This window comes from Streptomyces coeruleoprunus (assembly GCF_039542925.1).
Taxonomy (GTDB): domain Bacteria; phylum Actinomycetota; class Actinomycetes; order Streptomycetales; family Streptomycetaceae; genus Streptomyces; species Streptomyces coeruleoprunus.
On sequence record NZ_BAABIT010000001.1, the window covers coordinates 4,513,869 to 4,536,206 of the forward strand.

Here is a 22,338-nt window from a genome sequence, read left to right on the forward strand (position 1 = left end):
GGTCGCGGCGTGCACGATACGACTGAACTCACCCAGGCCGTCGAACGCTTCGCGGACCGTCTGCGGGCCGCCCCGCAGAGCCGCCTCCAGCGCGGCGCGGCCGCCCAAGGGCTGGGCGCGGCACGGGAGTTGGCCCTGCGGGCACAGCGCATGGAGGCCCCCGGGAAGCCGCCGGTGACCATGCCGGACGCCGGTGTGTTCACGGTCGCGGACCAGCTGCTGGTGGCCGGAACGGATTTCGTGGAGGCGTGGAAGACGGCCTCGGCCGGCTCCCGGGACGACGCCTCGCGTCAGGAGGCGCTCCGCGCGGAGCTGGACGAGGCCGTGGCACTCGTACAGGAGGCGGCCGCCACGGCGGCGCTGTAGCCCGGGGTGAGCCCGGAAGCCGGTCAGAGCGAGGCGATGACCCGGTCGGCGAGGATGTACACGTTGTCGTCGGTGTCGTCGCCGCAGGAGAACGTCAGGGCGTACGCCCCGGAGACGCCCGAGCCGCCCAGCAGGACGGGCGTGGCGCCGCCGCGCAGGGCCGCGGCGAGCCGCTCGGCGGTCTCCCGGTGGCCGGGCGTCATGCACAGCGTGGTGCCGTCGGCGAAGACGTAGACGTCCAGCGTGCCGAGCGGGCCGGGGCGCACGTCGGTGAGCGCCGTACGGGAGGCGGCCAGTTCCTCCAGGCGCGCCACCGTGCGCTCGTGGTCCGTGACGACGGGCGTCTGGACCGGCACGAAGTCGGGGTGCGAGGGGTGGCGGCGGCGGGCCGCGGCCAGCTCGGGGGAGTCCTCGGCGTACTCGTACTCGCCCGCGCCCGCCGGCTCCGCGAGGTCGGGCAGCTCGGCCAGGTCCGCGAGGGCGTCGAGCCCGTCGGCGTAGTCCGCGTCGAGGTCCAGCGCCTCCAGCGCCTCCAGACCGGCGAAGTCCGCCTGGCGCGGCACGAAGTACGGGCCGTCGTCGGCGCCCAGAGGGCCGCCGCCCGCCAGCAGGGAGCCGGGGGCGTCGGCGGCGTCACGGGCCTCCTGCGCGGCCCAGAACGCCCGCGCCTCGGCCAGCTCGCGCTCCCGCTCCTCGGCCAGCGCCTCGGCGACGGCGGCGCGTATCTCGTCCGCCGTCGAAGCCGCCGAAGCGGCCGCGGCGGCGGCGTCGCCGGAGTCCTCGGTGCCGCGGGCGTGCGGGACCGCCGGGGCCTGGCCGCCGGTGAGGGAGGCGGCGAGGTCCGTGCGCAGGGCGGTGATCTGCTTGCGCAGCCCGTGAACGGCGTGCAGGGCAGCGGCGCCCACGGCCGTGGCGGTGGCCGTGGTCAGCAGCAGGGCGAGAGACATGGCGCTCACTGACTTACTCCCGGTTTCAATCGATCCCCCGCACTTCCTACATCAGCTTGTCGTGGCTGTGGCCCCGGTGTCAGTGCATTACGTCACGAAATGGACAGGTCTTTGGGCCCGATGTTTCCCGCTCCCACGGCGGTGACCTGCATAAACGAATCTCCCCCGGGAGATAGGTCACATCCTGGGGGAGATTCGGTCACGGCTGGGACGCGACGCGGTTGGCGCGGGACCCGTCAGGACAGGCGCTCGATCACCATCGCCATGCCCTGACCGCCGCCCACGCACATCGTCTCCAGGCCGAACTGCTTGTCGTGGAACTGCAGGCTGTTGATCAGCGTGCCGGTGATCCGGGCGCCGGTCATGCCGAAGGGGTGGCCGACGGCGATGGCGCCACCGTTGACGTTCAGCTTGTCGAGCGGGATGCCCAGGTCCTTGTAGGAGGGGATCACCTGGGCGGCGAACGCCTCGTTGATCTCGACCAGGTCGATGTCGCTCATCGTCAGGCCCGCGCGCCGCAGCGCCTGCTTGCTGGCCTCGACCGGGCCGAGGCCCATGATCTCGGGGGAGAGGCCGGAGACGCCGGTGGAGACGATCCGGGCGAGCGGGGTCAGGCCCAGCTCCCGCGCCTTCGTGTCGGACATGATCACCAGGGCGGCGGCGCCGTCGTTGAGCGGGCAGCAGTTGCCCGCGGTGACCCGGCCGTCGGGGCGGAACACCGGCTTGAGGCCCGCGACGCCCTCCATGGTGACGCCCGCGCGCGGCCCGTCGTCCTTGCTGACCACGGTGCCGTCCGGGAGGGTCACCGGGGTGATCTCGCGCTCCCAGAAGCCGTTCTTGATGGCCTGCTCGGCGAGGTTCTGGGACCGTACGCCGAACTCGTCCATCTCCTCGCGCGTGACGCCCTTGAGGCGCGCCAGGTTCTCGGCGGTCTGGCCCATCGCGATGTACGCGTCGGGGACCAGGCCGTCCTCGCGCGGGTCGTGCCAGTCCGTGCCCTCCTGCTCGGCGCGGGCCGCCGTGCGGGCCTCGGCCTCGGCGAAGAGCGGGTTGTGCGTGTCCGGCAGGGTGTCGGAGTTGCCCTTCACGAACCGCGAGACCATCTCGACGCCCGCGGAGATGAAGACGTCGCCCTCGCCCGCCTTGATGGCGTGCATCGCCATACGGGACGTCTGGAGCGAGGAGGAGCAGTAGCGGGTGATCGTGCAGCCCGGCAGGTGGTCCATGCCCATCTGCACGGCGACGATACGGCCCAGGTTGTTGCCCTGCTCGCCGCCGGGCAGACCGCAGCCCAGCATCAGGTCGTCGATGTCGCGCGGGTCCAGCCCGGGGACCTTGGCGAGGGCGGCCTGGATGATCGTCGCGGTCAGGTCGTCGGGCCGCAGGTCCTTGAGGGAGCCCTTGAAGGCCCGGCCGATGGGGGAGCGGGCGGCAGAGACGATCACGGCTTCGGGCATCACGGCTCCAGGGTGTCTGTCGGTGGACTGAGAGGGAAGTTACCCCTGCGTAGCGCCCGGGTCACCGCTCTGTGGGTGTGACCCCGGACGCATTTCTAAGCGCACGCTCACTGATCGGCGTCGCCGATCCTTGGCCTCCGGAACGCCTGCCCACGGTGGTGCCGTGTAGTCCGGCGGTTCTTTTCCCCACCCCGCCCCTTCCCGAAATCGGGGGCTCCGCCCCCGAACCCCCGCTCCTCAAACGCCGGAGGGGCTGATTTTCCGCCCGAGGTTACGGGGCCGGAGGGGCTGAAATCAGCCCGTCCGGCGTTTGAGGACGAGCGCCGAAGGCGCGATACGGGGGTCCGGGGGCGGAGCCCTTGGGTGCCGAGCCCCTACAAGGCCGGGGGCTCGGTGGGCTCCGGGGCCGGGGTGACGAGGCGGCGGCGTCTGCGGTGTTTCAGGAGGGCCCACGGCGCCCGTACGCCCGTGACCTCGGTGCCGGCCTCCTCCGCCGCCTCCGCGGCCGCCTGTGCCACCGGCAGCATGCCCTCGTGGCGCTCCGCCTCCAGCCGCTCCGGCTCGGGCCACACCCCCAGCACCGCGCACACCGTCGGCAGCACCGCCATCGCCGCGGTCGCGTAGCCCTCCGCCGACGGGTGGTAGTTGTCCGCGCCGAACATCTCCCGCGGGTTCGCCGCGAACTCCGGACCCAGCAGGTCGCCCAGCGACACCGTGCTGCCGCCCTGCTCCACGACCACGATGGTCTGCGCCGCCGCCAGCTGGCGCGACAGCCGCCGCGCGAACCAGCGCAGCGGCTGGTACACCGGCTCGATCGTGCCCAGGTCCGGGCACGTCCCCACCACCACCTGCGAACCCGCGTCCCGCAGCCGCCGGACCGTCTCCGACAGGTAGCGCACCGACTGGGTGGCGGACATCCGGTGCGTCACGTCGTTCGCGCCGATCATGATCACGCAGACGTCCGGGACCCGCCCGGGGTGCGCGAGCAGCAGCGTGACCTGCCGCTCCAGGTCGTCGGAGCGCGCCCCGGGCAGGGCCACGTTCCGCAGCTCCACCGAGCGCTCGGCCACCTCCGCGAGGCCCGACGCGAGCAGCGCGCCCGGCGTCTGGCCGGCGCGCCGCACGCCCTGACCCGCCGCCGTGGAATCACCCAGGAGGGCGAGCCGCAGGGGCACGCCGTCGAAGGCCCGGCCGTACAGCCCGTCCGCGCACGGCGGCAGCGGGGCCACCCCGCCGCCCACGGAACGCTTCGCCAGCTGCACCTCCGCCAGCAGCACCCCGACCGCCGCGACGCCCAGCAGGCCGATGCCGCCGCCCCCGTACGCCGCGCCCGCGGCGATCCGCCGTGCCACCCTCGCCCTCGACATGCGGGCAGCCACCTCCTCCGGGCTCCGGGCCCTCTCGGGCCGTTCTGAGACCTAACTGCCCCGGAACCGCCTCCGGCTACGCCTGCTCTCCGCATACGCTGGCATGACTACTACGGAGACCCCGGAGAATACGGTGCAATTCCACGACTCGATGATCAGCCTCGTCGGCAATACCCCGCTGGTGAAGCTCAACAGTGTGACCGCGGGCCTTCAGGCGACCGTCCTGGCCAAGGTCGAGTACTTCAACCCCGGCGGTTCGGTGAAGGACCGCATCGCGCTGCGCATGATCGAAGCGGCCGAGCAGAGCGGGGAGCTCAAGCCCGGCGGCACCATCGTCGAGCCGACGTCCGGCAACACGGGCGTCGGGCTGGCGATCGTGGCCCAGCAGAAGGGCTACAAGTGCATCTTCGTCTGCCCCGACAAGGTGTCGACGGACAAGATCAATGTGCTGCGCGCGTACGGCGCCGAGGTCGTCGTCTGCCCGACGGCCGTCGCTCCGGAGCACCCGGACTCGTACTACAACGTCTCCGACCGGCTGGTCCGCGAGACGCCCGGGGCCTGGAAGCCGGACCAGTACTCGAACCCGAACAACCCCCGCTCGCACTACGAGACCACCGGTCCCGAGCTGTGGGACCAGACGGACGGGAAGATCACCCACTTCGTCGCGGGCGTCGGCACCGGCGGCACCATCACCGGCACCGGCCGCTACCTGAAGGAGGTCAGCGGCGGCAAGGTCAGGATCGTCGGCGCCGACCCCGAGGGCTCGGTCTACTCCGGCGGCTCGGGGCGTCCGTACCTGGTCGAGGGCGTCGGTGAGGACTTCTGGCCGACGGCGTACGACCAGAACGTGACGGACGAGATCGTCGCCGTGTCCGACAAGGACTCCTTCCAGATGACGCGCCGCCTCGCCAAGGAGGAGGGCCTGCTCGTCGGCGGCTCCTGCGGCATGGCGGTCGTCGCGGCGCTGCGCGTCGCCGAGGGCCTGGGCCCGGACGACGTCGTCGTCGTCCTGCTGCCGGACAGCGGCCGCGGCTACCTGTCGAAGATCTTCAACGACGAGTGGATGGCCGACTACGGCTTCCTGGAGGACGCCGGCCCGTCCGCCCGCGTGGGCGACGTGCTGCGCCACAAGGAGGGCGACATCCCGAAGCTGGTGCACATGCACCCGGAGGAGACGGTCGGCGAGGCGATCGAGGTGCTGCGCGAGTACGGCGTCTCCCAGATGCCGATCGTGAAGCCGGGCGCCGGGCACCCGGACGTGATGGCCGCCGAGATCGTCGGGTCGGTCGTCGAGCGGGAGCTGCTGGAGGCGCTGTTCGCGCAGCGCGCGTCCCTCAACGACCCGCTGGAGAAGCACATGAGCGCGCCGCTGCCGCAGGTCGGCTCGGGTGAGCCGGTCGAGGACCTGATGTCGGTGCTGGGGCGGGCGGACGCGGCGATCGTCCTCGTCGAGGGCAAGCCCACGGGCGTGGTGAGCCGCCAGGACCTCCTGGCCTTCCTGGCCCGCGACGCGAAGTAGGGGCGCGGGCGGCCGCCGTTCCGCCGCGCGGAACGGCGGCCCACGACCGGGAACGGTCGCGTCGCCGAAACGGTACGAGGGTGTCATGTGGTGGCAGCACTCGCTTAACACGGGTGCGGCACCTTGGAGTTGTCGGCGTCACGGACTTCCGGAGCGGCTCCCGGACCTCCCAGTGCGCCGCCGGACGCGGAGACCGGCCCTGACCCGGGCCCGTGTCCCTCGCGGGGACCGCCGTCGTCCCGCCCCCCGGCAACGGGGGTGCGGCGGTCCCCGCGCAATCGTGCGTGCCAGACGCCTCCAGGCAGGCGGGACTTTGCGGACACGACCTCAGTGGGCCTCGGCGCGGCGGATCTCTTCCTCGGTGGGGAGCAGGTCCGTGATGCTCGTCCAGATCGCCTTGGGCTCCACGCGGACCAGCCGGAACGGGCTGTCGTCCGTGATCCGCTCCTCGGACACCGGCTCCGCCGGGAGTTCGCGCAGCCAGTAGCCGAGCGGCCCGCAGTCCCAGACGGCGAAGCCGCGGCTCCGCACGTCGTCCTGGCCCTCGTACCGTCCCTGCCAGGCCGCGGTCATGCGCCAGCTGGAGCGCAGTTCGACGATCAGCTCGGCGAGCAGCGTCAGCGCGGGCTCGGCGAGGGTGCCGGGGGCCGCGAGGGCCCGCTGGACGTGCTCACGGTCCTGGTCGGCGGACTGCGGCAGGGTCGCCAGGGCGGAGAGGCCCGCCTCGACCGTCCCGACGGTGGTCTCGACGACGGAGAGCGCCGGCTCCCGGACGCCGGGCGCCTGCTGGAGGTTCACCATGTCGGCGAGCTTCCAGACCAGCATCTTCGGCTCGACGAGCGCGTACTCGGCCTCGGCCGAGCCCGGCCACATCTCGTGCGCGACGACGTGGTCCTGGCCGATCATCATGCCGTGGTGCAGCTTGCCCTGCCGGCCGGCCGCCTCCAGGGAGAGGACCACGACCGGCGACAGGACCGTCTTCATCAGGGGCAGCAGCAGATGGGACAGCTTGCCGGCCCGGGTGATCAGGCCGCACTCCACCAGTTCCTTCCTGGCCGCCGCGAACTCATCGGGCAAGTCCTCCCCCGCGGCCAGCTCGGACAGCACGATCACATGCTCGTCCGCCAGCCGGAAGCGGGAGCGGGAGACGTCGAACGAAGGCATATCTCACTCACTTGGTAGGCACAGCGGTCAGTACTGGGACTCGGCCCAGAGGTCGAAGATTCTGGAGAAACCCGCGCGGACGGCGCCCCGCCGGGTGAGGACGGACCGGTCGACGCCGGCGAAGAGCGCCGCGAGGGCGATGTCGGCGTGCAGGACGCGGCCCGCCGCCTGCACCGTCATCCGCTTGCTCTTGCCGCGGCCCGACTGCCGCACGGTGAGGACGACTCCCGGATCCTCGCCGTCGGCGATCCGGGAGAGCGTGTAGCTCTTCCGGTCGATCGCGGTGAGCCGGTAGTCGTCCCCCAGGTACCTCATGCGCAGCGAGCGGCCCCCGTGGGTCAGTGCCCACCTGTTGCGGCTCAGCTGCACGAGGCCGTCCCCCAGGCGGAGGGTCGCCCGGTTCAGGGACGGCCTGGACATGCCCTCCGTGTGGATCCCCCGCGCCTCGAAGGTGCCCGTGGGGATCAGGCCGCCCCGCACCTCCGTGACGACCCGCTCGCGGCGGTGCGGCGCGGCCGGGTGGACGACCCGGATGTCGCCGAACTCAGGGGACGTCCCCTGCCAGCCCCACTGGGTGGGTTCGCCCCTCCTCCGCTCCTTCCAGTGGGTGAGCGTGAACGGGGTGATGGTGGTGTGCATGTCTTCCCTCGTCGGTCGAAGGGGCCTCGTCAGTCGAACGGGTTGAGGGCGCTGCCGACCTTCTTCAGGCCGCCCCCCAGGTCCGAGGCCTTGTCACCGATCCAGTCGCCGGCCTTCTCCGCCGCGTTGCCGATGGCCTCGCGGTTCTCCCAGATCAGCGCACCGCCGTAGGCGATGCCGGTGCCGACGGCCAGACCCAGGGTGACCGGGTTGGGCGCCACCATGAGGGCGGTCGTGGAGGCGCTGAAAGCCGTACCGGTGAGGTCGGTGGCGAACTTGTCGGGCTTTGCCTTGATCATGTCCAGGTCGTACGTGGCGAGGTTGGCCACGCCGTACGCGGTCGTCGCGACACCGCCGACGACGCCTGCGCCACGAAGCCATCCGGCGGCCTTCGCCGCGTTCGCCAGGCCGCCGTTCTGGGCGACCCTGACGAGGTTGGCCTCGGACGCCGCCGGCATGCGGAAGACGCCGTTCTTCATGTACCCGCCGAACATCGCCGCCTCGTCCGACCCGGTGATGGCGGTGATCATGCCGGGGGGCACACGGCTGAGCAGGGTGCCGGGCGCGGCGGGAAGGCGGTTGTTGACGAAGTTGGCGAGGAAGGTGCCGGGCGCCGCGACGTCCTTGCCCGTCTTCAGGGCCTTGTACAGCTTGTACGAGCCCTTCACGGTCATGCCCAGCGCGGCCGCGAACCCGGCGGCGGTGAGCGTGCCCTTCTGTACGGCCGCGTACAGCTCCCCGAGGTGCTTGCTGCCGGTGAGCTTCTCCACACCCGACTGCTGGAGGCGCCGGATGTAGTCGTCCAGGGTCTCGTTGTCGCGCATCGTGAGCGAGTTGAGCTCCATGCGCTCTTGCTTCTGCTTGTTGTCCGCGTCGGCGACCTTGCCGGCGTCGGCGTTGAACCCGCTGGTGCCCGTGGCGTCGCCGTTCTTGCCGCCGGCGTCCTTGACGACGGCCTCCAGGTCCTTCTTCAGGTCCTTGTCGGCGTCGTCGACGGCCTTGACGCACGCCTTGATGGCGTCGGCCCAGGACTGCTCGCTCTCCCGGACCTTCCTGCTGTAGTCCGGGTCGTGGTGGAGGGCGTTGAGCTCGCCCGCCGAGAGCTTGGAGGTGTCGTAGGCGACGTTGCCCTCCTCGCTCACCCGCATCCCGGCCTTGACGGCCTCGTTGCGGGCGTTCTCCAGGCGCTTCTTCAGCTCGACGAACTGCTGGTGGGCGTTGCGCAGCAGGGTCGCGGTGGCCTTGGCCTGGGTCTGGGCGGCCGCGTACTCGTAGCGCGTCCCGGCGAAGTTCGCGCCGGCGGCCTCCGCGCTGAGGCCCTGCCAGTTCGGGCCCATGGTTATCTTCTGGACGCTGTCGCGGTAGCGGAGTTCCACCTTGTGGATCTCGTCCGCCATCTTCTGCCACTTGTCGGCGGCGGTGTTGAGCGGCCCGAAGTCGGTCGTCATGACTTCGTGGTAAGTCAGCATGCTGTGTCCCTACCGGAAGGGGGTGTCGGGCGGGCTGTGAACCAGGTGGCGACGGCTCAGTAGGCGTCGATGTTCGACTTCACGCTTCCGATGCGCTGCTTGCGCTCCAGGTCGACCCCGGACAGCGTGGTGACAGTGGCCCGCAGGGCCCCCTTCTCCCGGTCGAGCCGGCCGAGCAGCGTCTTGACCTGCTTGTCCCAGGTCTCCTGGACGGTCTTCAGCCCGCCGGCCGTCTTCCAGCCCTTGAACGCGCCGACGGCGCTCTTCGTCGCCTCGTCGGCGAAGTCCGTGGCCTTCTTGGTGTCGGGGACGAGTTCGGTCTCGATGGTGTTGGCGGCCGCCTTCTTCTGGGCCGGTGAAGACGCCAGGTTGGGTGTGCTGCCGCCCCCGGATCCGCCCTGGTCCGCGGGGAGCTGGTTGAGCCGCATCGACGTCTCCCGCAGCCCTGCTCCCTCGGCCCGCATCTGGGCCCACTCCTGATCGAACCCCACGGTGTGCTACCCCCGCTCCCACTGGCGGCCACGCCGGCCGGCCCCGGGTCGCTGTGCGGAGTGCCCCGGCCGACCGCGGACAGCCGTGCGTCCGCTGTCATGATCGTGTTTGCAGTCGCATTCTAGTTCGACGTACTGCACCGGTCAGGGACGACCGGAAAGGCTGTTGCGGTTCCGCCGATATCGGTTTCGACTGCGCAAGCAGTGTGCCAAAGGGCGGCTCCCGCGTCACCAATAGGCCCTCAGCGCCCACAAACCCCACACGACCATGCCGACGCAGACCGTGCTCACGGCCGCCCCGAGCGCGAGGCCCGCGCGGGCCGGGCGACGGTCGGCCCGCGGATCGTCCCGCATCGAGCGCAGGGTGACGAGACCGGAGACGACGGCCGAGAGCCCGAGGGGCAGGGTCCCCCAGAGCGGCATGAAGCGCAGGAGGGGCGGGACGACGTCCGGCAGGAATGGGCAGGCGAGGCACACCACGGCGCCGACACCCGTCACCAGCGCGAACCGGCCGGTCCGGGGCGGTGTCAACGGATCCTCCATTGCGCCGCCTCCCACGCGTACTCGTCGAAGCCGGCGGGCAGTTCGCCGCAGCCCGAGCCGTACACGCTCACGAACAGCGTGGTGGTCGTGTCGTACCAAGCCACGTGGATCGAGTCCTCGTCCCCCGGCCGCTGGAACGTCAGGCTCAGCGACGTCGATCCGGCGCCCTCCCGCGAGAGGTCCTGGGTGACGCTCCAGCCCCCGGCCGCCAGTCGCTCGCGCAGCCGCCGCAGTGCCGCGCGGGCGGTGTCCTCGGGCACGGCCGGCACCTCCCAGCGCACGGAGAACCTTCTGACGTCGACCCGCGTGCCGTCGATGTGGGCGAGGCTCCGCAGCCCCCGGTAGGCGCAGCCGTACGAGTCGACGCGGTGGGTCCGCACGGGCGTGCCCGCCGGCAGGCCGAAGGCGTCGTACACCGTCCGCGAGCGGTCCTTGAGCCGCGCGGCGACCGCGTCCGGGCGCGCCGGCGGGTACGGCTCGCCGTTCCAGAGGCGCAGCGCGGCCGGCGGGACGGCGATCAGCAGCAGCACGGCGAGGAGTGTCAGGGCGATCAGGGTGCGGGGCTTCTCCAGCATCGGTGCCTCCCTATACCGGGCCCGCGGCGGCGAGCAGCGCGAAGAAGGCCACCACGGTCCCCACCTGCCCCGCGAGCGTCAGCGCGCCCAGATACGCCCCGGCCCTGGCCCGTGCGCGTGCGGGCGACGGGGCCCAGGTCCCCTGCCCGGCGAAGCGCTCCGCGCGCCGCAGCTGGCGCAGTGCCGACAGGCCGTGGCCCACGGCGAAGAGGCCCAGCGCCGGGACGAGGAACGACAGCGCGCCCAGGGTCAGCGCCCGGCGGGCGCACGCCTCGACCCGCGGGCCGTGCCGGAGGGTGCGGGGCGCGGACGGCGGGCGCGTGGTGGTGATCATGGGAGGGAGGCTAGGCGGCACCCGTCCGCCCGCACATGAGTGCGGCTACTCAGCCGGGACCCCGGTTCCGCCCCCGGCTGCATAAGTGCATGCAGGGACGTGGGACGCTGAATACGACGCAGGAGGAGAAGGGGACCAGCATGAGCGACAGCCCTGGCGCACGGCTCCAGGCGCTCTTCGAAGGGCACCGGCTGACGCCTACCCAGCGGCGCATCGCCCACTGGATGGTGCGGCGCGCCGCCGACGTGCCCTTCCTGTCCAGCGTGGAGCTGGCCGAACTGGCCGGAGTCAGCCAGCCGTCCGTCACGCGCTTCGCCGTGGCGCTCGGCTTCGACGGCTATCCGGCGCTGCGCAAGCATCTGCGTGACATGGCGCCCGCCGCCGAACCCGTCGCCGAGCGCGCCCCGGCCGAGGACGGGACGCTCAACGAGTACCAGCAGGCCGTCCACGCCGAGATCGAGAACCTGCGCCACCTCGCCGACCTGCTCGCCGACCCCGAGCCCGTCGAGCGCGCCGGGCGGCTGCTCGCCACGTCCCGCCCCCTGCTGGTGCTGGGACTGCGGGCCGCCGCGGCGCAGGCCCGGGGGTTCGCGTACTTCGCCGCCAAGGTCCACCCCGACGTCCGGCTCCTCGACGAGGCGGGCACGATGCTCGCCGACCGCATCGACGGCGCGGTACGGGCCGGAGCCACCGTGCTGCTGTGCTTCGCCCTGCCCCGGCACCCGCGCGAGGTGGTCGACGCCCTGGCGCACGCCCGGTCGGCCGGGCTGACCGTCGTCACGGTCGCCGACTCCGCGTTCGCCCCGGTGGCCCGCCACAGCGACCTGCTGCTGCCCGGCGCGGTCGGCACGGGGCTCGCCTTCGACACCGCCTGCGCACCCATGCTGCTCGGCCGCGTACTGCTGGAGGCCATGTGCGACGGCCTCCCCGACGCCCAGGCCCGCCTGGAGGAATTCGACGTGAAGGCAGCGGCACGGGGGCTGTTCGTCGAATAGCGCGCACGGGCATGCCCGCGTGGCCGACGGCGGCGTCCGGCGGAGCATGCCCCTACCCGCCCCTTCCCGTGACCCGGGGCTCCGCCCCCTGAATTCGGCCCTGCCGTCCGCTGACGTCGGTGGCGGCCCGCGTGGGTGTTGCGTCGTTTCTCACGTGTTTCTCACGGATCGTGGCTACCCTGCGGCCCCGCAGGCCGAGGACGACGAGTGAGCCGGGAGGGCGGACGTGGCGCGTGGTGGGCGGGCGCTGGCGAGGGTGGACGTGGTGGTGCGGGCCGGGGCGGCGCCCCTGTGGTGGGCGGGGCTGTGCGGGGCCGCCGTGGGAGTGCTGCTGCCGGGGCTGAGCGGGCGGCGCATCGGGCTGCTCGCCGGGGCCGCGCTGTTCCTGCTGGCCGCCGCCGGGGTCGCCCTCGCGCGGCGCGGCCGCTACACGCGGCTGGCCGCCGACGCCGTGCGGGCCGGACGCGCCGACATACTCCAGGACCGGGCCGTGACGGTACGGAACTGGCGGCGCGCCCACCGCTGGTGGCTGCTCCTGGCGTTCCCGGCCGCCGTGGTCTCGTCGCTCGCGCTGCCCGCCGCGGGCGGGCTGCTCGTGGCGGGCACGGGCGCGGGACTCCGGCTGAAGGCCCTGTGGCTCGGCCACCGGCAGACCGCCGATGACCGGCTGCTGTGGGTGTCCGTGGACCACCTGGCCTCCGCCGGCGGCCCGGCCGGCAAGGCCGTCACCGCCTACCGCGCGACGGGCATCGCCGCGGGCGACGCCGCACCCGGCGGGGCGCGGCGGCGCCGCTGACCCTCACACCTCCAGGTCCGACTCGACCTTCTTCAGCTGGTGGCGGGCCATCGCCAGGTTCGCCCGGCCCTTGTCGAGCGCCAGGTACAGGAACAGCCCACTGGCGCCGCGCCCCTTGAGCAGCCGGATCAGGTGGTACTGGCCGCCCAGTGTGATCAGGATGTCCTCGATCTCGTCCTTGAGGCCCAGCATCTCCATCGTGCGGACCTTGGCCCGCACCACGTCGGTGTTCCCGGCGGCGGCGACCGTCAGGTCGAGGTCCTTGCCGCCGCCGATGGTGCCGAGCGCCATACCGCTGGTGTAGTCGACGAGAGCGGCGCCCAGGGCTCCGTCGATCGTCATCGTCTCCTTGAGCGCCGTCTCCGCGTTGGCCATGAGGGTGTTTCCTTCCGATGGTGGTCCGGTCGTTGTTTCTCGGGGTGGTCGTGCGTCCGTCGGGTGTCTTCGGGGCGGGCGAGTTCGTCTAGGGCCGGGCGTCCGGGCGTTCCAGCGCTCCGTCCACCAGCTCACCGATCAGGGCGCCGGACCGGCGGCCCTCCAGGTGGAGCCGGCCGACGTTCACGCGGGGCTCGGCGAGCAGGGTCAGGACGGCCGCGCCGCCCGCCGCGTACGCCGCGACGTAGCCGTGCTCGCCCCGGACCAGCAGCTCCCGGAACGCGCCGCGCCCGGTGGCCTCGCCCAGCCGGGCGGCGACGCCCAGCGCCGTGGCCGTCAGGGCCGCAGCGCCCTCGGGCTCGACGTCCGGCGTGTCCTGGGCGAGGACGACGCCCTCCGTGCCGGCCACGAGCGCCCCGGTGAGCCCGGGCAGCGTCGCCCGCAGCCGTCGCAGCTCACCGAGCACGTACGGTGCGGCGGTCGGCAGGTTTCTCCTCCCGGCGCGCCCGCGCAGGGCGCGCCTCATGAGCGGGTGGTCACGGGAGTGCCTCCAGAGCGTCACGGACCCTGCGCAGCAGGGCGAGGTCGGGGGCGTCGGCCGTGAGGGCCGGGGAGAACGGCGGCGGGCGTTCCGCGGGGACGGGGGCCGGGACCGGCGCGGGGGACGGTGGGGTCTCGACGAGCCCGGCGGCGGCCAGGCGGCGCACCTCGAGGACGGTGTGGAAGGCCGGCCGGCGCAGCTCCACGGCCAGTTGTGCGGGGGTACGGACACCGTCGGCGCGGGCCAGCAGGGCGCGGCCCCGGGCGGTGACCGTCCGGCCGGGTGCGACGGGCCGGGGCACCACGGGCGCCGTGTCGACGGCCGGATGGGGCCAGACGCGGTCCAGCAGCGTGCGGCGGCGCAGCGTCTCGCGTTCCACGTCGGCGGCGGGCACCGGCCGTAAGGCCGGCGGCGCACCGGGTACGGCCGTGCCGGCCGCCTGCTCGCCATACCGGAAGCGGGCGGGGCCACTGCCGGGCGCCAGTGCGAAGAACGCGGCGTCGTAGAAGGCGCCCAGCCGGCAGATCTCCCACTCGCCGGCACCGACGCGACGCGGCCGCCCGCGCCCCACGCTGCCGTCGCCCGTCCTGCCGTCGGCGGCCCTGCCGTCGGCCGTCCGCCCAGGAAGCGCGTTCGGCCCCAGCAGCACCTCCGGCCCCGGGGCGACCCGGCTCTCGGCGTGCACCACCTGGCCGTCCGCCAGATACAGCGTCCCGTGCTCCCGTAACAGGGCCCCCGTGGCCCGCTCCAGCGCGAGGCGCCGCAGCATCGGCGAGATGACGGCGGCCATCAGAGCACCAGCCGCCGCGCGAGGTCCGCCAGCCGCAACCGCGCGAGGGCGAGGTTCCCCGTGGCGCGGTCCAGCCAGAGGTGGAGGAAGACGCTGCTGTCGAAGTTCGTCACGACGAACCGCAGGACGTGATAGCCGCTCGCGGACGCGACGATCACGTCCTCGACAAGAGCCTGCGGCTCACCGGAGGCGGTGGGGGACGCCTCCGGTGAGCCACAGGGGACAGGGGACGCCCCCGGTGCGCCGCAGGCGTCGGGCGCCGCCGCGAACGTCTCGTACTCTGCCGCCGCGCGCGCCAGTTCCGCCGCCTCCGCCGCGCCGCGCTCGTGGTCGCCGACCGGCGAGTCGCCCACCACGCCGAGGGCGAGGCCGCTGGTCCAGTCGACGAGGGCCGCCCCGCGCGCACCCGGCAGGGTCATCGCCTCCAGCAGGCACTCGTCGATTCCGGGCACGCGGGCTCCCCTCCCCAGGCACGTGGCACAGGTGCGTCGGTGACGGAGACGTTACGCAACGTCGCGCTCGGGGGAGGGACTTCTGGCATTTTCCCGTGGAACGTGCCCCTGGCGCGGTAGGGTCCGCCGTCACGGCACTCCTGCCGCGCCCCGCACCACCGTCACTCCAGCAGCAGCGCGTCCCGCTGGTCCCCGCCCGACTCGGCCACGATCTCGGCCACGCGCTGGGGCGGCCGTACGGTGGCGAAGCGGACCGCCCCGTCGGGCCGCACCACGAAGCCGTACACCCCGGGCCGCGGCAGCGAGTTGTACGCGTAGTGGTGCGCGAAGTAGTACGCGCCGGTGTCGAGTGCCGCCACGATGTCGCCCTGCGCGAGCAGCGGCAGCGGACGCTGGACCGCCAGCAGGTCGCCCGCGAAGCAGGCGGGCCCCGCCACGTCCTGGTCGACGGCCGGGCCCGTCCTCGGCAGCCCCTTCGCGTCGTACGCGGCGATGCGCAGCGGCCAGGACGCCGGGTCGTACACGGTCCTCGTCGCCACCTGGACGCCCGCGTGCGTGACGGCGATGGGCCGCGCCCCGGACGTCTTGGTGTACTCCACGCGCGCCAGCACCGTCCCGTGCTTGGCGAGCAGCGACCGGCCGAACTCGGTCACGAGCCCGTACCGCCCGTCGAACAGCCCCGGCACCTCGGCCGCCAGCAGCCGCGCGTACTCCTCGTACGTCGGGGTCTCCTCGTCGGAGGCGAAGTTCACCGGCAGCCCGCCGCCGATGTCGATCGTGTCGACCTGGCGGCGGCCGACGGCCGCGTTGATCTCCTCCGCCAGGTCGTACACCTCCCGCACCCCCGCCACCAGCAGCGCGAGCGGCATGCCCTGCGAACCGGAGTGGGTGTGCAGCCGGGTCAGCCACGGGCGCTCCACGAAGGCGCGGACGACCCACTGCCGGGCCCCTTCGTCGCGCAGCGCCACGCCGAACTTGGACGTGGCCGTCGCCGTCGACAGGGCGCCGATGGTGCCGCCGCCCACCTGGGCGTTGACACGCAGGCCGATCGGCGAGGTGGTGCGGAGGGTGGAGAGGAGGGCGTCGATCCGGTCCAGCTCCTGGGCGTTGTCCGCGTTCACGGCGATCCCGAGCGCGAGGGCCTCGCGCAGTTCGGCGGGCGTCTTGGCGGGGGAGTCGAGGACGGTCCGGTCGGCGCGCACGCGCGCGGCGCGGGCCAGGGCCAGCTCGCCGGGGCTGGCGACCTCGGCGCCCAGGCCCTCCCGGTGCAGCAGGCGCAGGACGGGCACGAGCGGGGCCGCCTTGACGGCGAAGGCGTGCAGGACGCGGGCCGGGGGCCGGGCCACGGCCGCGAAGGCGGCCCGCAGGGCGGCGGCGGAGGCCCGGATGCCGGCGATGTCGAGGAGGGCGACGACGGGTTCGGAGTCGGAGAGCAGCGCCTGTTCGACGGCTGCCCGTACGGCCTGATCACGACGGTCTGAAGCCATGGCTCAAGCCAAGCATCGAGTGTCGGGGGCCGCAGCTGTTGACTACATCTATTCAGTGCAGCAGGATGTGAATAACCCACTCACATCCCAAGGAGGCATTCCATGTCAGGACCCCGCCCCGTCCGAGCCCCGCGCGGTACGGAACTGAGCGCCCTGGGATGGCAGCAGGAAGCCGCCCTGCGGATGCTGCAGAACAACCTCGACCCCGAGGTCGCCGAGCACCCCGACAAGCTCGTCGTCTACGGCGGCACCGGCAAGGCCGCCCGCGACTGGCGCTCCTTCGACGCCATGGTCCGCACCCTGCGCACCCTCAAGCAGGACGAGACGATGCTCGTCCAGTCCGGCCGCCCCGTCGGCGTCATGCAGACCCACGAGTGGGCCCCGCGCGTCCTGATCGCCAACTCGAACCTGGTCGGCGACTGGGCGAACTGGGAGGAGTTCCGCCGCCTGGAGGCCCTCGGCCTCACCATGTACGGCCAGATGACCGCCGGGTCGTGGATCTACATCGGCACCCAGGGCATCCTCCAGGGCACGTACGAGACGTTCGCCGCCGTCGCCGCGAAGAAGTTCAACGGCACCCTCGCCGGGACCATCACCCTGACCGCCGGCCTCGGCGGTATGGGCGGCGCCCAGCCCCTCGCCGTCACCATGAACGACGGCGTCGCGATCTGCGTCGACTGCGACCCGCGCGCCATCGAGCGCCGCATCGAGCACCGCTACCTCGACGTGAAGGCCGACTCCCTCGACCACGCGCTCCAGCTGGCGGTCGAGGCCCGCGACGCCCGCCGCCCGCTCTCCATCGGCGTCCTCGGCAACGCCGCCGAGCTGGTCCCGCAGCTGCTCGCGATGGGCGCGCCCATCGACATCGTCACCGACCAGACCTCCGCGCACGACCCGCTGTCCTACCTGCCCGTGGGCGTCGCCTTCGAGGACATGGCCGACGCGGCCGCCAAGGACCCGGCCGGCTTCACCACCCGGGCCCGCGAGTCCATGGCGAAGCACGTCGAGGCCATGGTCGGCTTCATGGACGCGGGCGCCGAGGTCTTCGACTACGGCAACTCCATCCGCGGCGAGGCCCAGCTCGCCGGATACGACCGGGCGTTCGCCTTCCCCGGCTTCGTCCCCGCCTACATCCGCCCCCTCTTCTGCGAGGGCAAGGGCCCCTTCCGCTGGGCCGCCCTCTCCGGCGAGGCGTCGGACATCGCCAAGACCGACAAGGCCATCCTCGACCTGTTCCCGGAGAACGAGTCCCTGGCCCGCTGGATCAAGATGGCCGGCGAGCGCGTCCACTTCCAGGGCCTGCCCGCCCGTATCTGCTGGCTCGGCTACGGCGAGCGCGACCGCGCCGGCGAGCGCTTCAACGACATGGTGGCCTCCGGCGAACTGGCCGCACCGCTCGCCATCGGCCGCGACCACCTCGACTGCGGCTCCGTCGCCTCCCCGTACCGCGAGACCGAGGCCATGCTCGACGGCTCCGACGCCATCGCCGACTGGCCGCTCCTCAACGCCATGGTCAACGTCGCCTCCGGCGCGTCCTGGGTCTCCCTCCACCACGGCGGCGGCGTCGGCATGGGCCGCTCCATCCACGCCGGCCAGGTGACCGTCGCCGACGGCACGAAGCTGGGCGGCGAGAAGATCCGCCGCGTCCTGACGAACGACCCGGGCATGGGCGTCATCCGGCACGTCGACGCCGGCTACGACATCGCGGAGTCGGTCGCGCACGACCGCGGCGTCCGCGTCCCGATGCGGGAGGGTGAGCAGGCGTGAGCCCGGCGGACCGTCCCGCTGCGGGCAGTCGTTCCGCGCCGTCGGCGGGCGCCTCGTTCCACGAGATGTGGGACGCGTTGCGGCCCATCGGGCGCGACGCCCGGTCCAAGGGCTACCGCCGGTACGCCTGGACCGGGGCCGACGCCGACTGCCGCACCTGGTTCCAGGAACAGGCCGAGGCCCGCGGCCTCGCCTACGAGACCGACCGCAACGGCAACCAGTGGGCCTGGCTCGGCGACCCCGCCGCCGGTGACGCCGTCGTCACCGGCTCCCACCTGGACTCCGTGCCCGACGGCGGCGCCTTCGACGGCCCCCTCGGCGTCGTGTCGTCCTTCGCCGCGCTCGACGAACTCCGCGCCCGCGGCGCCACGCCCACCCGGCCGCTGGCGATCGTCAACTTCGGCGACGAGGAGGGCGCCCGGTTCGGCCTCGCCTGCGTCGGCTCCCGGCTCACCGCCGGGCAGCTGACCCGCGAGGCCGCGTACGAGCTGCGCGACGGCGACGGGATCAGCCTGCCGCAGGCCATGGAGGCGGCCGGCTACGACCCGTCCGCCATCGGCCCCGACCCGGAACGGCTCGCCCGCATCGGCGCGTTCGTCGAACTCCACGTCGAGCAGGGCCGCGCCCTCGACCTGACCGGCGACCCCGTCGGCATCGCCTCCGCCATCTGGCCGCACGGCCGCTGGCGGTACGACTTCCGGGGCGAGGCCAACCACGCCGGCACCACCCGGCTCGTCGACCGCCACGACCCGATGCTGTCGTACGCCGAGACCGTGCTCGCCGCCCGCCGCGAGGCGGAACTGGCGGGCGCCGTCGCCACCTTCGGCAAGATCGCGGTCGAGCCCAACGGCGTCAACGCCATCCCGTCCCTGGTGCGCGGCTGGCTCGACTCGCGGGCCGCCGACCAGGCGACCCTCGACACGGTGACGGCCGCCGTCGAGGCCGCCGCCCGGGAGGCCGCCGCCCGCCAGGGCGTCGACCTCGCGGTCGTACGCGAGTCGTTCACGCCCGTCGTCGAGTTCGAGCACGCCCTGCGCGACGAACTGGGCAAGATCCTCGGCGGCGAGCGGCCGGTCCCCGTGCTCGGCACGGGCGCGGGGCACGACGCGGGCATCCTGTCCGGGTCCGTCCCGACGGCGATGCTGTTCGTACGGAACCCCACGGGCGTCTCGCACTCCCCGGCCGAGTTCGCGGCCGAGGACGACTGCGTGGCGGGCGTGGAGGCACTGGCCGACGTACTGGAGGGCCTGGCGTGCAGGTGACGACGTACTGGGCGGAACACGCCTGGCTCGCGGACGGGACGGTCGCCTCCGGCGCGGCCCTGGAGGTGACCGGCGACCGCCTCACCGCCGTCCGCACCGGCGTGGCCGCCCCGCCGCCGGGCGCGACGGTCCTGCGCGGCCTCACCCTGCCGGGCCTGGCCAACGCGCACAGCCACGCCTTCCACCGGGCCCTGCGCGGCACGGTCCAGGTCGGCTCCGGCACCTTCTGGACCTGGCGCGACACCATGTACCAGGTGGCCTCCCGGCTCACCCCCGACACGTACCACGCGCTCGCGCGGGCCGTGTACGCCGAGATGGCCCTCGCGGGCATCACGGCCGTCGGCGAGTTCCACTACCTCCACCACGCCCCCGGCGGCACCCCCTACGCCGACCCCAACGCGATGGGCGAGGCGCTGATCGCGGCCGCCGCCGAGGCGGGCATCCGCATCACGCTCCTCGACACCGCCTATCTGTCGGCCGGCTTCGGCGAGCCCCCGAACGAGCACCAGCGGCGCTTCTCCGACGGCACCGCGCAGGACTGGGCCGAGCGCGTGTCCGCGCTCGAGGACGCCGGCCGCGACCACGTACGGATCGGGGCGGCCATCCACTCCGTGCGCGCCGTGCCCGCGGACCAGCTCGCCACCGTGGCCGACTGGGCCCGGGACCGGCGGGCTCCCCTGCACGTCCACCTCTCGGAGCAGCCCGCGGAGAACGAGGCGTGCCTCGCGGCCCACGGCCGCACCCCGACCCGCCTGCTCGCGGACCACGGCGCCCTGGGCGACCGCACCACGGCCGTCCACGCCACCCACCTCACCGACGAGGACATCGCGCTGCTCGGCGGCTCGGCGACCGGCACCTGCATGTGCCCGACGACCGAACGCGACCTCGCGGACGGCATCGGCCCCGCCGTCGCCCTCCAGCGCGCCGGCAGCCCCCTGTCGCTGGGGTCCGACAGCCACGCCGTGATCGACCTCCTGGAGGAGGCGCGCGCGATGGAGCTGGACGAGCGGCTGCGCACCCGCACCCGCGGCCACTGGACGGCCGCCGCCCTGCTGCGGGCGGCCACCGCCGACGGCCACGCCGCGCTCGCCTGGCACGACGCGGGCCGCCTGGAGCCGGGCGCCCTGGCCGACTTCACGACCGTCGCCCTCGACAGCGTCAGGACAGCGGGGCCGCCGCCGCGTCTGGCAGCCGAGACAGCGGTATTCGCCGCGTCGGCGGCAGATGTCCGCCACACGGTCGTGGGCGGCCGCCATGTCGTACGGGACGGGGTCCACGCCCTGGTCCCGGACGTCCCCCGGGCGCTGACGGACTCGATCGCCGCGCTGCTGCACGACTGAAGGAGGCACCCCGCACCATGAACAGCGGCAACGAGCCCACGAACAGGCCCCCGGCGACGGCCGGCCCCGACACGACGAACAGCGCCGTCGCGGCCACCGCCACGGTCATCACGAACATCGCCAGCCTGGTCACCAACGACCCCTCCCTGGGTGACGGATCCCCCCTCGGACTGATCCAGGACGCGGCGCTCGTCATCGACGGCGACCGCGTCGTCTGGGTCGGTGAATCCAGCAAAGCACCCGCCACTGACAATCGCGTCGACGCCGCCGGCCGGGCCGTGATCCCCGGCTTCGTCGACTCGCACTCCCACCTCGTCTTCGCGGGCGACCGCACGGCCGAGTTCAACGCCCGTATGTCCGGGCAGGCGTACAAGGCCGGCGGCATCCGCACCACGGTCGCCGCGACCCGCGCCGCCACGGACGCCCAGCTGGAGGCGAACCTCACCCGGTACCTCGCCGAGGCCCTGCGCCAGGGCACCACCACGTTCGAGACCAAGTCCGGCTACGGCCTGACCGTCGAGGACGAGGCGCGCGCCCTGCGCATCGCCGCCCGCCACACCGACGAGGTGACGTACCTCGGCGCGCACATCGTGTCCCCGGACTACGCGGACGACCCGGCCGCGTACGTCGAGCTGGTGACCGGCGAGATGCTCGACGCGTGCGCCCCGCACGCCCGCTGGATCGACGTGTTCTGCGAGAAGGGCGCCTTCGACGGCGACCAGGCCCGCGCGATCCTCACGGCGGGCAAGGCGCGCGGCCTCCACCCGCGCGTCCACGCCAACCAGCTGTCGTACGGCCCCGGAGTGCAGCTCGCGGTCGAACTGGACGCGGCGAGCGCGGACCACTGCACGCACCTCACGGACGCCGACGTGGACGCCCTGGCGAACGGCTCGACGGTCGCCACGCTCCTCCCCGGCGCCGAGTTCTCCACCCGCGCCGAGTGGCCGGACGCCCGTCGCCTCCTGGACGCGGGCGTGACGGTCGCCCTGTCCACGGACTGCAATCCGGGCTCCTCGTTCACCTCCTCCATGCCGTTCTGCATCGCCCTCGCGGTACGGGACATGCGCATGACGCCGGACGAGGCGCTCTGGTCCGCCACGGCGGGCGGAGCGGCGGCCCTGCGCCGCACCGACATCGGCCGGCTCACCCCCGGGGCCCGCGCCGACCTGGCCCTCCTCGACGCCCCGTCCCACGTGCACCTGGCCTACCGGCCCGGTGTGCCACTGGTGACGGACGTCTGGCGCGCGGGCGTACGCTCGGCCGGGTGACGCAACCTCCCCTGTACGTCCGCTTCCAGGGCACGACGCGCAGCCCCCGGGGCCACTACCCGGGGGTCTTCGCCCTCGCCAACGGCCTCGCCCGCGAGGGCCGCCTGACAGCCGAGCAGCACCGCTTCTGGCGCGCGTCCAACGACTGGTACGACGCGGCCTACCCGAACCCGGCCGACACCGACCCCACGGTCTACGACCCGGAGGTCAACCCGGGCGCGGTCGCCTGGTTCAAGTCGACGGCCCACCACCTCATCACCCGCGTGGACGGCTACCTCGCCCTCCTCGCCCACCACGGCATCCCCTGCGAACGCCTCGAATCGCCGAACCCGGGCCGCATCGTCTACGAGGACGAGGTCCAGGTGGTGGCGGTGCCGCACGCGTAGCTGCCCCG

General features: G+C 73.4%; 24 protein-coding genes. 9 read left to right on the forward strand and 15 right to left on the reverse strand.

Going from position 1 to position 22,338, the window contains the following annotated elements; all coding sequences use genetic code 11:
* Nucleotides 1-9 precede the first annotated feature (9 nt).
* Nucleotides 10-366, forward strand: a complete 357-nt coding sequence (locus ABEB09_RS20225) for a hypothetical protein (protein ID WP_345691322.1) — start codon at nucleotides 10-12, stop codon at nucleotides 364-366.
* 23 nt (nucleotides 367-389) lie between these two features.
* On the opposite strand, the gene ABEB09_RS20230 is transcribed toward ABEB09_RS20225, so the two are convergent.
* The 3 genes from ABEB09_RS20230 to ABEB09_RS20240 all read right to left on the reverse strand — a co-directional run bounded on the left by ABEB09_RS20230 (nucleotide 390) and on the right by ABEB09_RS20240 (nucleotide 4,137).
* A complete protein-coding gene (locus ABEB09_RS20230; RefSeq protein WP_425580054.1) occupies nucleotides 390-1,322 on the reverse strand; it encodes a hypothetical protein in 933 nt (310 codons plus the stop codon).
* A 227-nt stretch (nucleotides 1,323-1,549) separates the two neighbouring features.
* Nucleotides 1,550-2,770: an acetyl-CoA C-acetyltransferase gene (locus ABEB09_RS20235; protein WP_345691323.1), complete on the reverse strand. Its 1,221-nt coding sequence runs from the start codon at nucleotides 2,768-2,770 to the stop codon at nucleotides 1,550-1,552.
* A 374-nt stretch (nucleotides 2,771-3,144) separates the two neighbouring features.
* The gene (locus ABEB09_RS20240; RefSeq protein ID WP_345691324.1) at nucleotides 3,145-4,137 is read right to left on the reverse strand and encodes an SGNH/GDSL hydrolase family protein; all 993 of its coding nucleotides are present in this window, start codon (nucleotides 4,135-4,137) and stop codon (nucleotides 3,145-3,147) included.
* Between the two features lie 133 nt (nucleotides 4,138-4,270).
* On the opposite strand from ABEB09_RS20240, the gene ABEB09_RS20245 reads away from it, so the two are divergent.
* Complete coding sequence (locus tag ABEB09_RS20245; RefSeq protein ID WP_345694006.1) at nucleotides 4,271-5,656, forward strand: cystathionine beta-synthase; 1,386 nt, start codon at nucleotides 4,271-4,273, stop codon at nucleotides 5,654-5,656.
* A 327-nt stretch (nucleotides 5,657-5,983) separates the two neighbouring features.
* On the opposite strand, the gene ABEB09_RS20250 is transcribed toward ABEB09_RS20245, so the two are convergent.
* The 7 genes from ABEB09_RS20250 to ABEB09_RS20280 form a co-directional block, all read right to left on the reverse strand.
* Complete coding sequence (locus ABEB09_RS20250; protein ID WP_345691325.1) at nucleotides 5,984-6,820, reverse strand: histidine kinase; 837 nt, start codon at nucleotides 6,818-6,820, stop codon at nucleotides 5,984-5,986.
* Nucleotides 6,821-6,847: 27 nt separating this feature from the next.
* Nucleotides 6,848-7,459 carry a hypothetical protein gene (locus ABEB09_RS20255; RefSeq protein ID WP_345691326.1) on the reverse strand — a complete coding sequence of 204 codons (612 nt, stop codon included), beginning with the start codon at nucleotides 7,457-7,459 and terminating at the stop codon, nucleotides 6,848-6,850.
* 29 nt (nucleotides 7,460-7,488) lie between these two features.
* Nucleotides 7,489-8,907 carry a hypothetical protein gene (locus ABEB09_RS20260; RefSeq protein ID WP_345691327.1) on the reverse strand — a complete coding sequence of 473 codons (1,419 nt, stop codon included), beginning with the start codon at nucleotides 8,905-8,907 and terminating at the stop codon, nucleotides 7,489-7,491.
* A 77-nt stretch (nucleotides 8,908-8,984) separates the two neighbouring features.
* Nucleotides 8,985-9,419 (reverse strand): hypothetical protein, encoded by a 435-nt coding sequence (locus ABEB09_RS20265; protein ID WP_345691328.1) that lies wholly within the window; start codon nucleotides 9,417-9,419, stop codon nucleotides 8,985-8,987.
* 228 nt (nucleotides 9,420-9,647) lie between these two features.
* Nucleotides 9,648-9,950, reverse strand: a complete 303-nt coding sequence (locus ABEB09_RS20270; RefSeq protein WP_345691329.1) for a hypothetical protein — start codon at nucleotides 9,948-9,950, stop codon at nucleotides 9,648-9,650.
* Entirely contained in the window at nucleotides 9,947-10,537 is a 591-nt protein-coding gene (locus tag ABEB09_RS20275; protein ID WP_345691330.1) for a hypothetical protein, read from the reverse strand. The genes ABEB09_RS20270 and ABEB09_RS20275 overlap by 4 nt, the downstream gene beginning before the upstream one ends.
* A 10-nt stretch (nucleotides 10,538-10,547) precedes the next feature.
* Nucleotides 10,548-10,871, reverse strand: coding sequence for a hypothetical protein (locus ABEB09_RS20280; protein ID WP_345691331.1), 324 nt, complete (start codon nucleotides 10,869-10,871; stop codon nucleotides 10,548-10,550).
* A 140-nt stretch (nucleotides 10,872-11,011) separates the two neighbouring features.
* On the opposite strand from ABEB09_RS20280, the gene ABEB09_RS20285 reads away from it, so the two are divergent.
* Both ABEB09_RS20285 and ABEB09_RS20290 read left to right on the forward strand, forming a co-directional pair.
* A complete protein-coding gene (locus tag ABEB09_RS20285; RefSeq protein WP_345691332.1) occupies nucleotides 11,012-11,866 on the forward strand; it encodes a MurR/RpiR family transcriptional regulator in 855 nt (284 codons plus the stop codon).
* A 226-nt stretch (nucleotides 11,867-12,092) separates the two neighbouring features.
* On the forward strand, nucleotides 12,093-12,662 hold the full coding sequence (locus ABEB09_RS20290; protein ID WP_345691333.1) for a hypothetical protein: 570 nt from the start codon (nucleotides 12,093-12,095) through the stop codon (nucleotides 12,660-12,662).
* A gap of 3 nt (nucleotides 12,663-12,665) precedes the next feature.
* Here ABEB09_RS20290 and ABEB09_RS20295 read toward each other — a convergent pair whose 3' ends face one another.
* The 5 genes from ABEB09_RS20295 to ABEB09_RS20315 form a co-directional block, all read right to left on the reverse strand.
* Nucleotides 12,666-13,037, reverse strand: coding sequence for a hypothetical protein (locus ABEB09_RS20295; RefSeq protein WP_345691334.1), 372 nt, complete (start codon nucleotides 13,035-13,037; stop codon nucleotides 12,666-12,668).
* Nucleotides 13,038-13,125: 88 nt separating this feature from the next.
* Nucleotides 13,126-13,563 carry a roadblock/LC7 domain-containing protein gene (locus tag ABEB09_RS20300; RefSeq protein ID WP_345691335.1) on the reverse strand — a complete coding sequence of 146 codons (438 nt, stop codon included), beginning with the start codon at nucleotides 13,561-13,563 and terminating at the stop codon, nucleotides 13,126-13,128.
* A 10-nt stretch (nucleotides 13,564-13,573) separates the two neighbouring features.
* The gene (locus tag ABEB09_RS20305; protein ID WP_345691336.1) at nucleotides 13,574-14,368 is read right to left on the reverse strand and encodes a transcriptional regulator; all 795 of its coding nucleotides are present in this window, start codon (nucleotides 14,366-14,368) and stop codon (nucleotides 13,574-13,576) included.
* Entirely contained in the window at nucleotides 14,368-14,820 is a 453-nt protein-coding gene (locus ABEB09_RS20310) for a hypothetical protein (protein WP_345691337.1), read from the reverse strand. Before ABEB09_RS20310 ends, ABEB09_RS20305 begins: the two co-directional genes overlap by 1 nt.
* A 161-nt stretch (nucleotides 14,821-14,981) precedes the next feature.
* On the reverse strand, nucleotides 14,982-16,307 hold the full coding sequence (locus ABEB09_RS20315) for a type III PLP-dependent enzyme domain-containing protein (RefSeq protein ID WP_345691338.1): 1,326 nt from the start codon (nucleotides 16,305-16,307) through the stop codon (nucleotides 14,982-14,984).
* Nucleotides 16,308-16,409: 102 nt separating this feature from the next.
* Between ABEB09_RS20315 and hutU the strand changes: the two genes are divergently transcribed.
* The 5 genes from hutU to ABEB09_RS20340 all read left to right on the forward strand — a co-directional run bounded on the left by hutU (nucleotide 16,410) and on the right by ABEB09_RS20340 (nucleotide 22,330).
* Nucleotides 16,410-18,074 (forward strand): urocanate hydratase, encoded by a 1,665-nt coding sequence (gene hutU, locus ABEB09_RS20320; RefSeq protein ID WP_345691339.1) that lies wholly within the window; start codon nucleotides 16,410-16,412, stop codon nucleotides 18,072-18,074.
* 65 nt (nucleotides 18,075-18,139) lie between these two features.
* Nucleotides 18,140-19,336 carry an allantoate amidohydrolase gene (locus ABEB09_RS20325; RefSeq protein WP_345694007.1) on the forward strand — a complete coding sequence of 399 codons (1,197 nt, stop codon included), beginning with the start codon at nucleotides 18,140-18,142 and terminating at the stop codon, nucleotides 19,334-19,336.
* On the forward strand, nucleotides 19,327-20,676 hold the full coding sequence (locus tag ABEB09_RS20330; RefSeq protein WP_345691340.1) for a formimidoylglutamate deiminase: 1,350 nt from the start codon (nucleotides 19,327-19,329) through the stop codon (nucleotides 20,674-20,676). The genes ABEB09_RS20325 and ABEB09_RS20330 overlap by 10 nt, the downstream gene beginning before the upstream one ends.
* 17 nt (nucleotides 20,677-20,693) lie before the next feature.
* The gene (gene hutI, locus ABEB09_RS20335) at nucleotides 20,694-21,944 is read left to right on the forward strand and encodes an imidazolonepropionase (RefSeq protein ID WP_345691341.1); all 1,251 of its coding nucleotides are present in this window, start codon (nucleotides 20,694-20,696) and stop codon (nucleotides 21,942-21,944) included.
* Nucleotides 21,941-22,330 carry a hypothetical protein gene (locus ABEB09_RS20340; protein WP_345691342.1) on the forward strand — a complete coding sequence of 130 codons (390 nt, stop codon included), beginning with the start codon at nucleotides 21,941-21,943 and terminating at the stop codon, nucleotides 22,328-22,330. Before hutI ends, ABEB09_RS20340 begins: the two co-directional genes overlap by 4 nt.
* The last annotated feature ends 8 nt before the right edge of the window (nucleotides 22,331-22,338 follow it).

What these genes read in the sequence shown, in the direction of transcription:
- ABEB09_RS20250 (WP_345691325.1), bottom strand. Translation starts at nt 6,820, where the DNA reads ATGCCTTCGTTCGACGTCTCCCGCTCCCGCTTCCGGCTGGCGGACGAG.
- ABEB09_RS20295 (WP_345691334.1), bottom strand. Translation starts at nt 13,037, where the DNA reads ATGGCCAACGCGGAGACGGCGCTCAAGGAGACGATGACGATCGACGGA.
- ABEB09_RS20235 (WP_345691323.1), bottom strand. Translation starts at nt 2,770, where the DNA reads ATGCCCGAAGCCGTGATCGTCTCTGCCGCCCGCTCCCCCATCGGCCGG.
- ABEB09_RS20280 (WP_345691331.1), bottom strand. Translation starts at nt 10,871, where the DNA reads ATGATCACCACCACGCGCCCGCCGTCCGCGCCCCGCACCCTCCGGCAC.
- ABEB09_RS20325 (WP_345694007.1), top strand. Translation starts at nt 18,140, where the DNA reads ATGTGGGACGCGTTGCGGCCCATCGGGCGCGACGCCCGGTCCAAGGGC.
- ABEB09_RS20285 (WP_345691332.1), top strand. Translation starts at nt 11,012, where the DNA reads ATGAGCGACAGCCCTGGCGCACGGCTCCAGGCGCTCTTCGAAGGGCAC.
- ABEB09_RS20315 (WP_345691338.1), bottom strand. Translation starts at nt 16,307, where the DNA reads ATGGCTTCAGACCGTCGTGATCAGGCCGTACGGGCAGCCGTCGAACAG.
- ABEB09_RS20260 (WP_345691327.1), bottom strand. Translation starts at nt 8,907, where the DNA reads ATGACGACCGACTTCGGGCCGCTCAACACCGCCGCCGACAAGTGGCAG.
- hutU (WP_345691339.1), top strand. Translation starts at nt 16,410, where the DNA reads ATGTCAGGACCCCGCCCCGTCCGAGCCCCGCGCGGTACGGAACTGAGC.
- ABEB09_RS20240 (WP_345691324.1), bottom strand. Translation starts at nt 4,137, where the DNA reads ATGTCGAGGGCGAGGGTGGCACGGCGGATCGCCGCGGGCGCGGCGTAC.
- ABEB09_RS20255 (WP_345691326.1), bottom strand. Translation starts at nt 7,459, where the DNA reads ATGCACACCACCATCACCCCGTTCACGCTCACCCACTGGAAGGAGCGG.
- hutI (WP_345691341.1), top strand. Translation starts at nt 20,694, where the DNA reads ATGAACAGCGGCAACGAGCCCACGAACAGGCCCCCGGCGACGGCCGGC.
- ABEB09_RS20275 (WP_345691330.1), bottom strand. Translation starts at nt 10,537, where the DNA reads ATGCTGGAGAAGCCCCGCACCCTGATCGCCCTGACACTCCTCGCCGTG.
- ABEB09_RS20305 (WP_345691336.1), bottom strand. Translation starts at nt 14,368, where the DNA reads ATGGCCGCCGTCATCTCGCCGATGCTGCGGCGCCTCGCGCTGGAGCGG.
- ABEB09_RS20300 (WP_345691335.1), bottom strand. Translation starts at nt 13,563, where the DNA reads ATGAGGCGCGCCCTGCGCGGGCGCGCCGGGAGGAGAAACCTGCCGACC.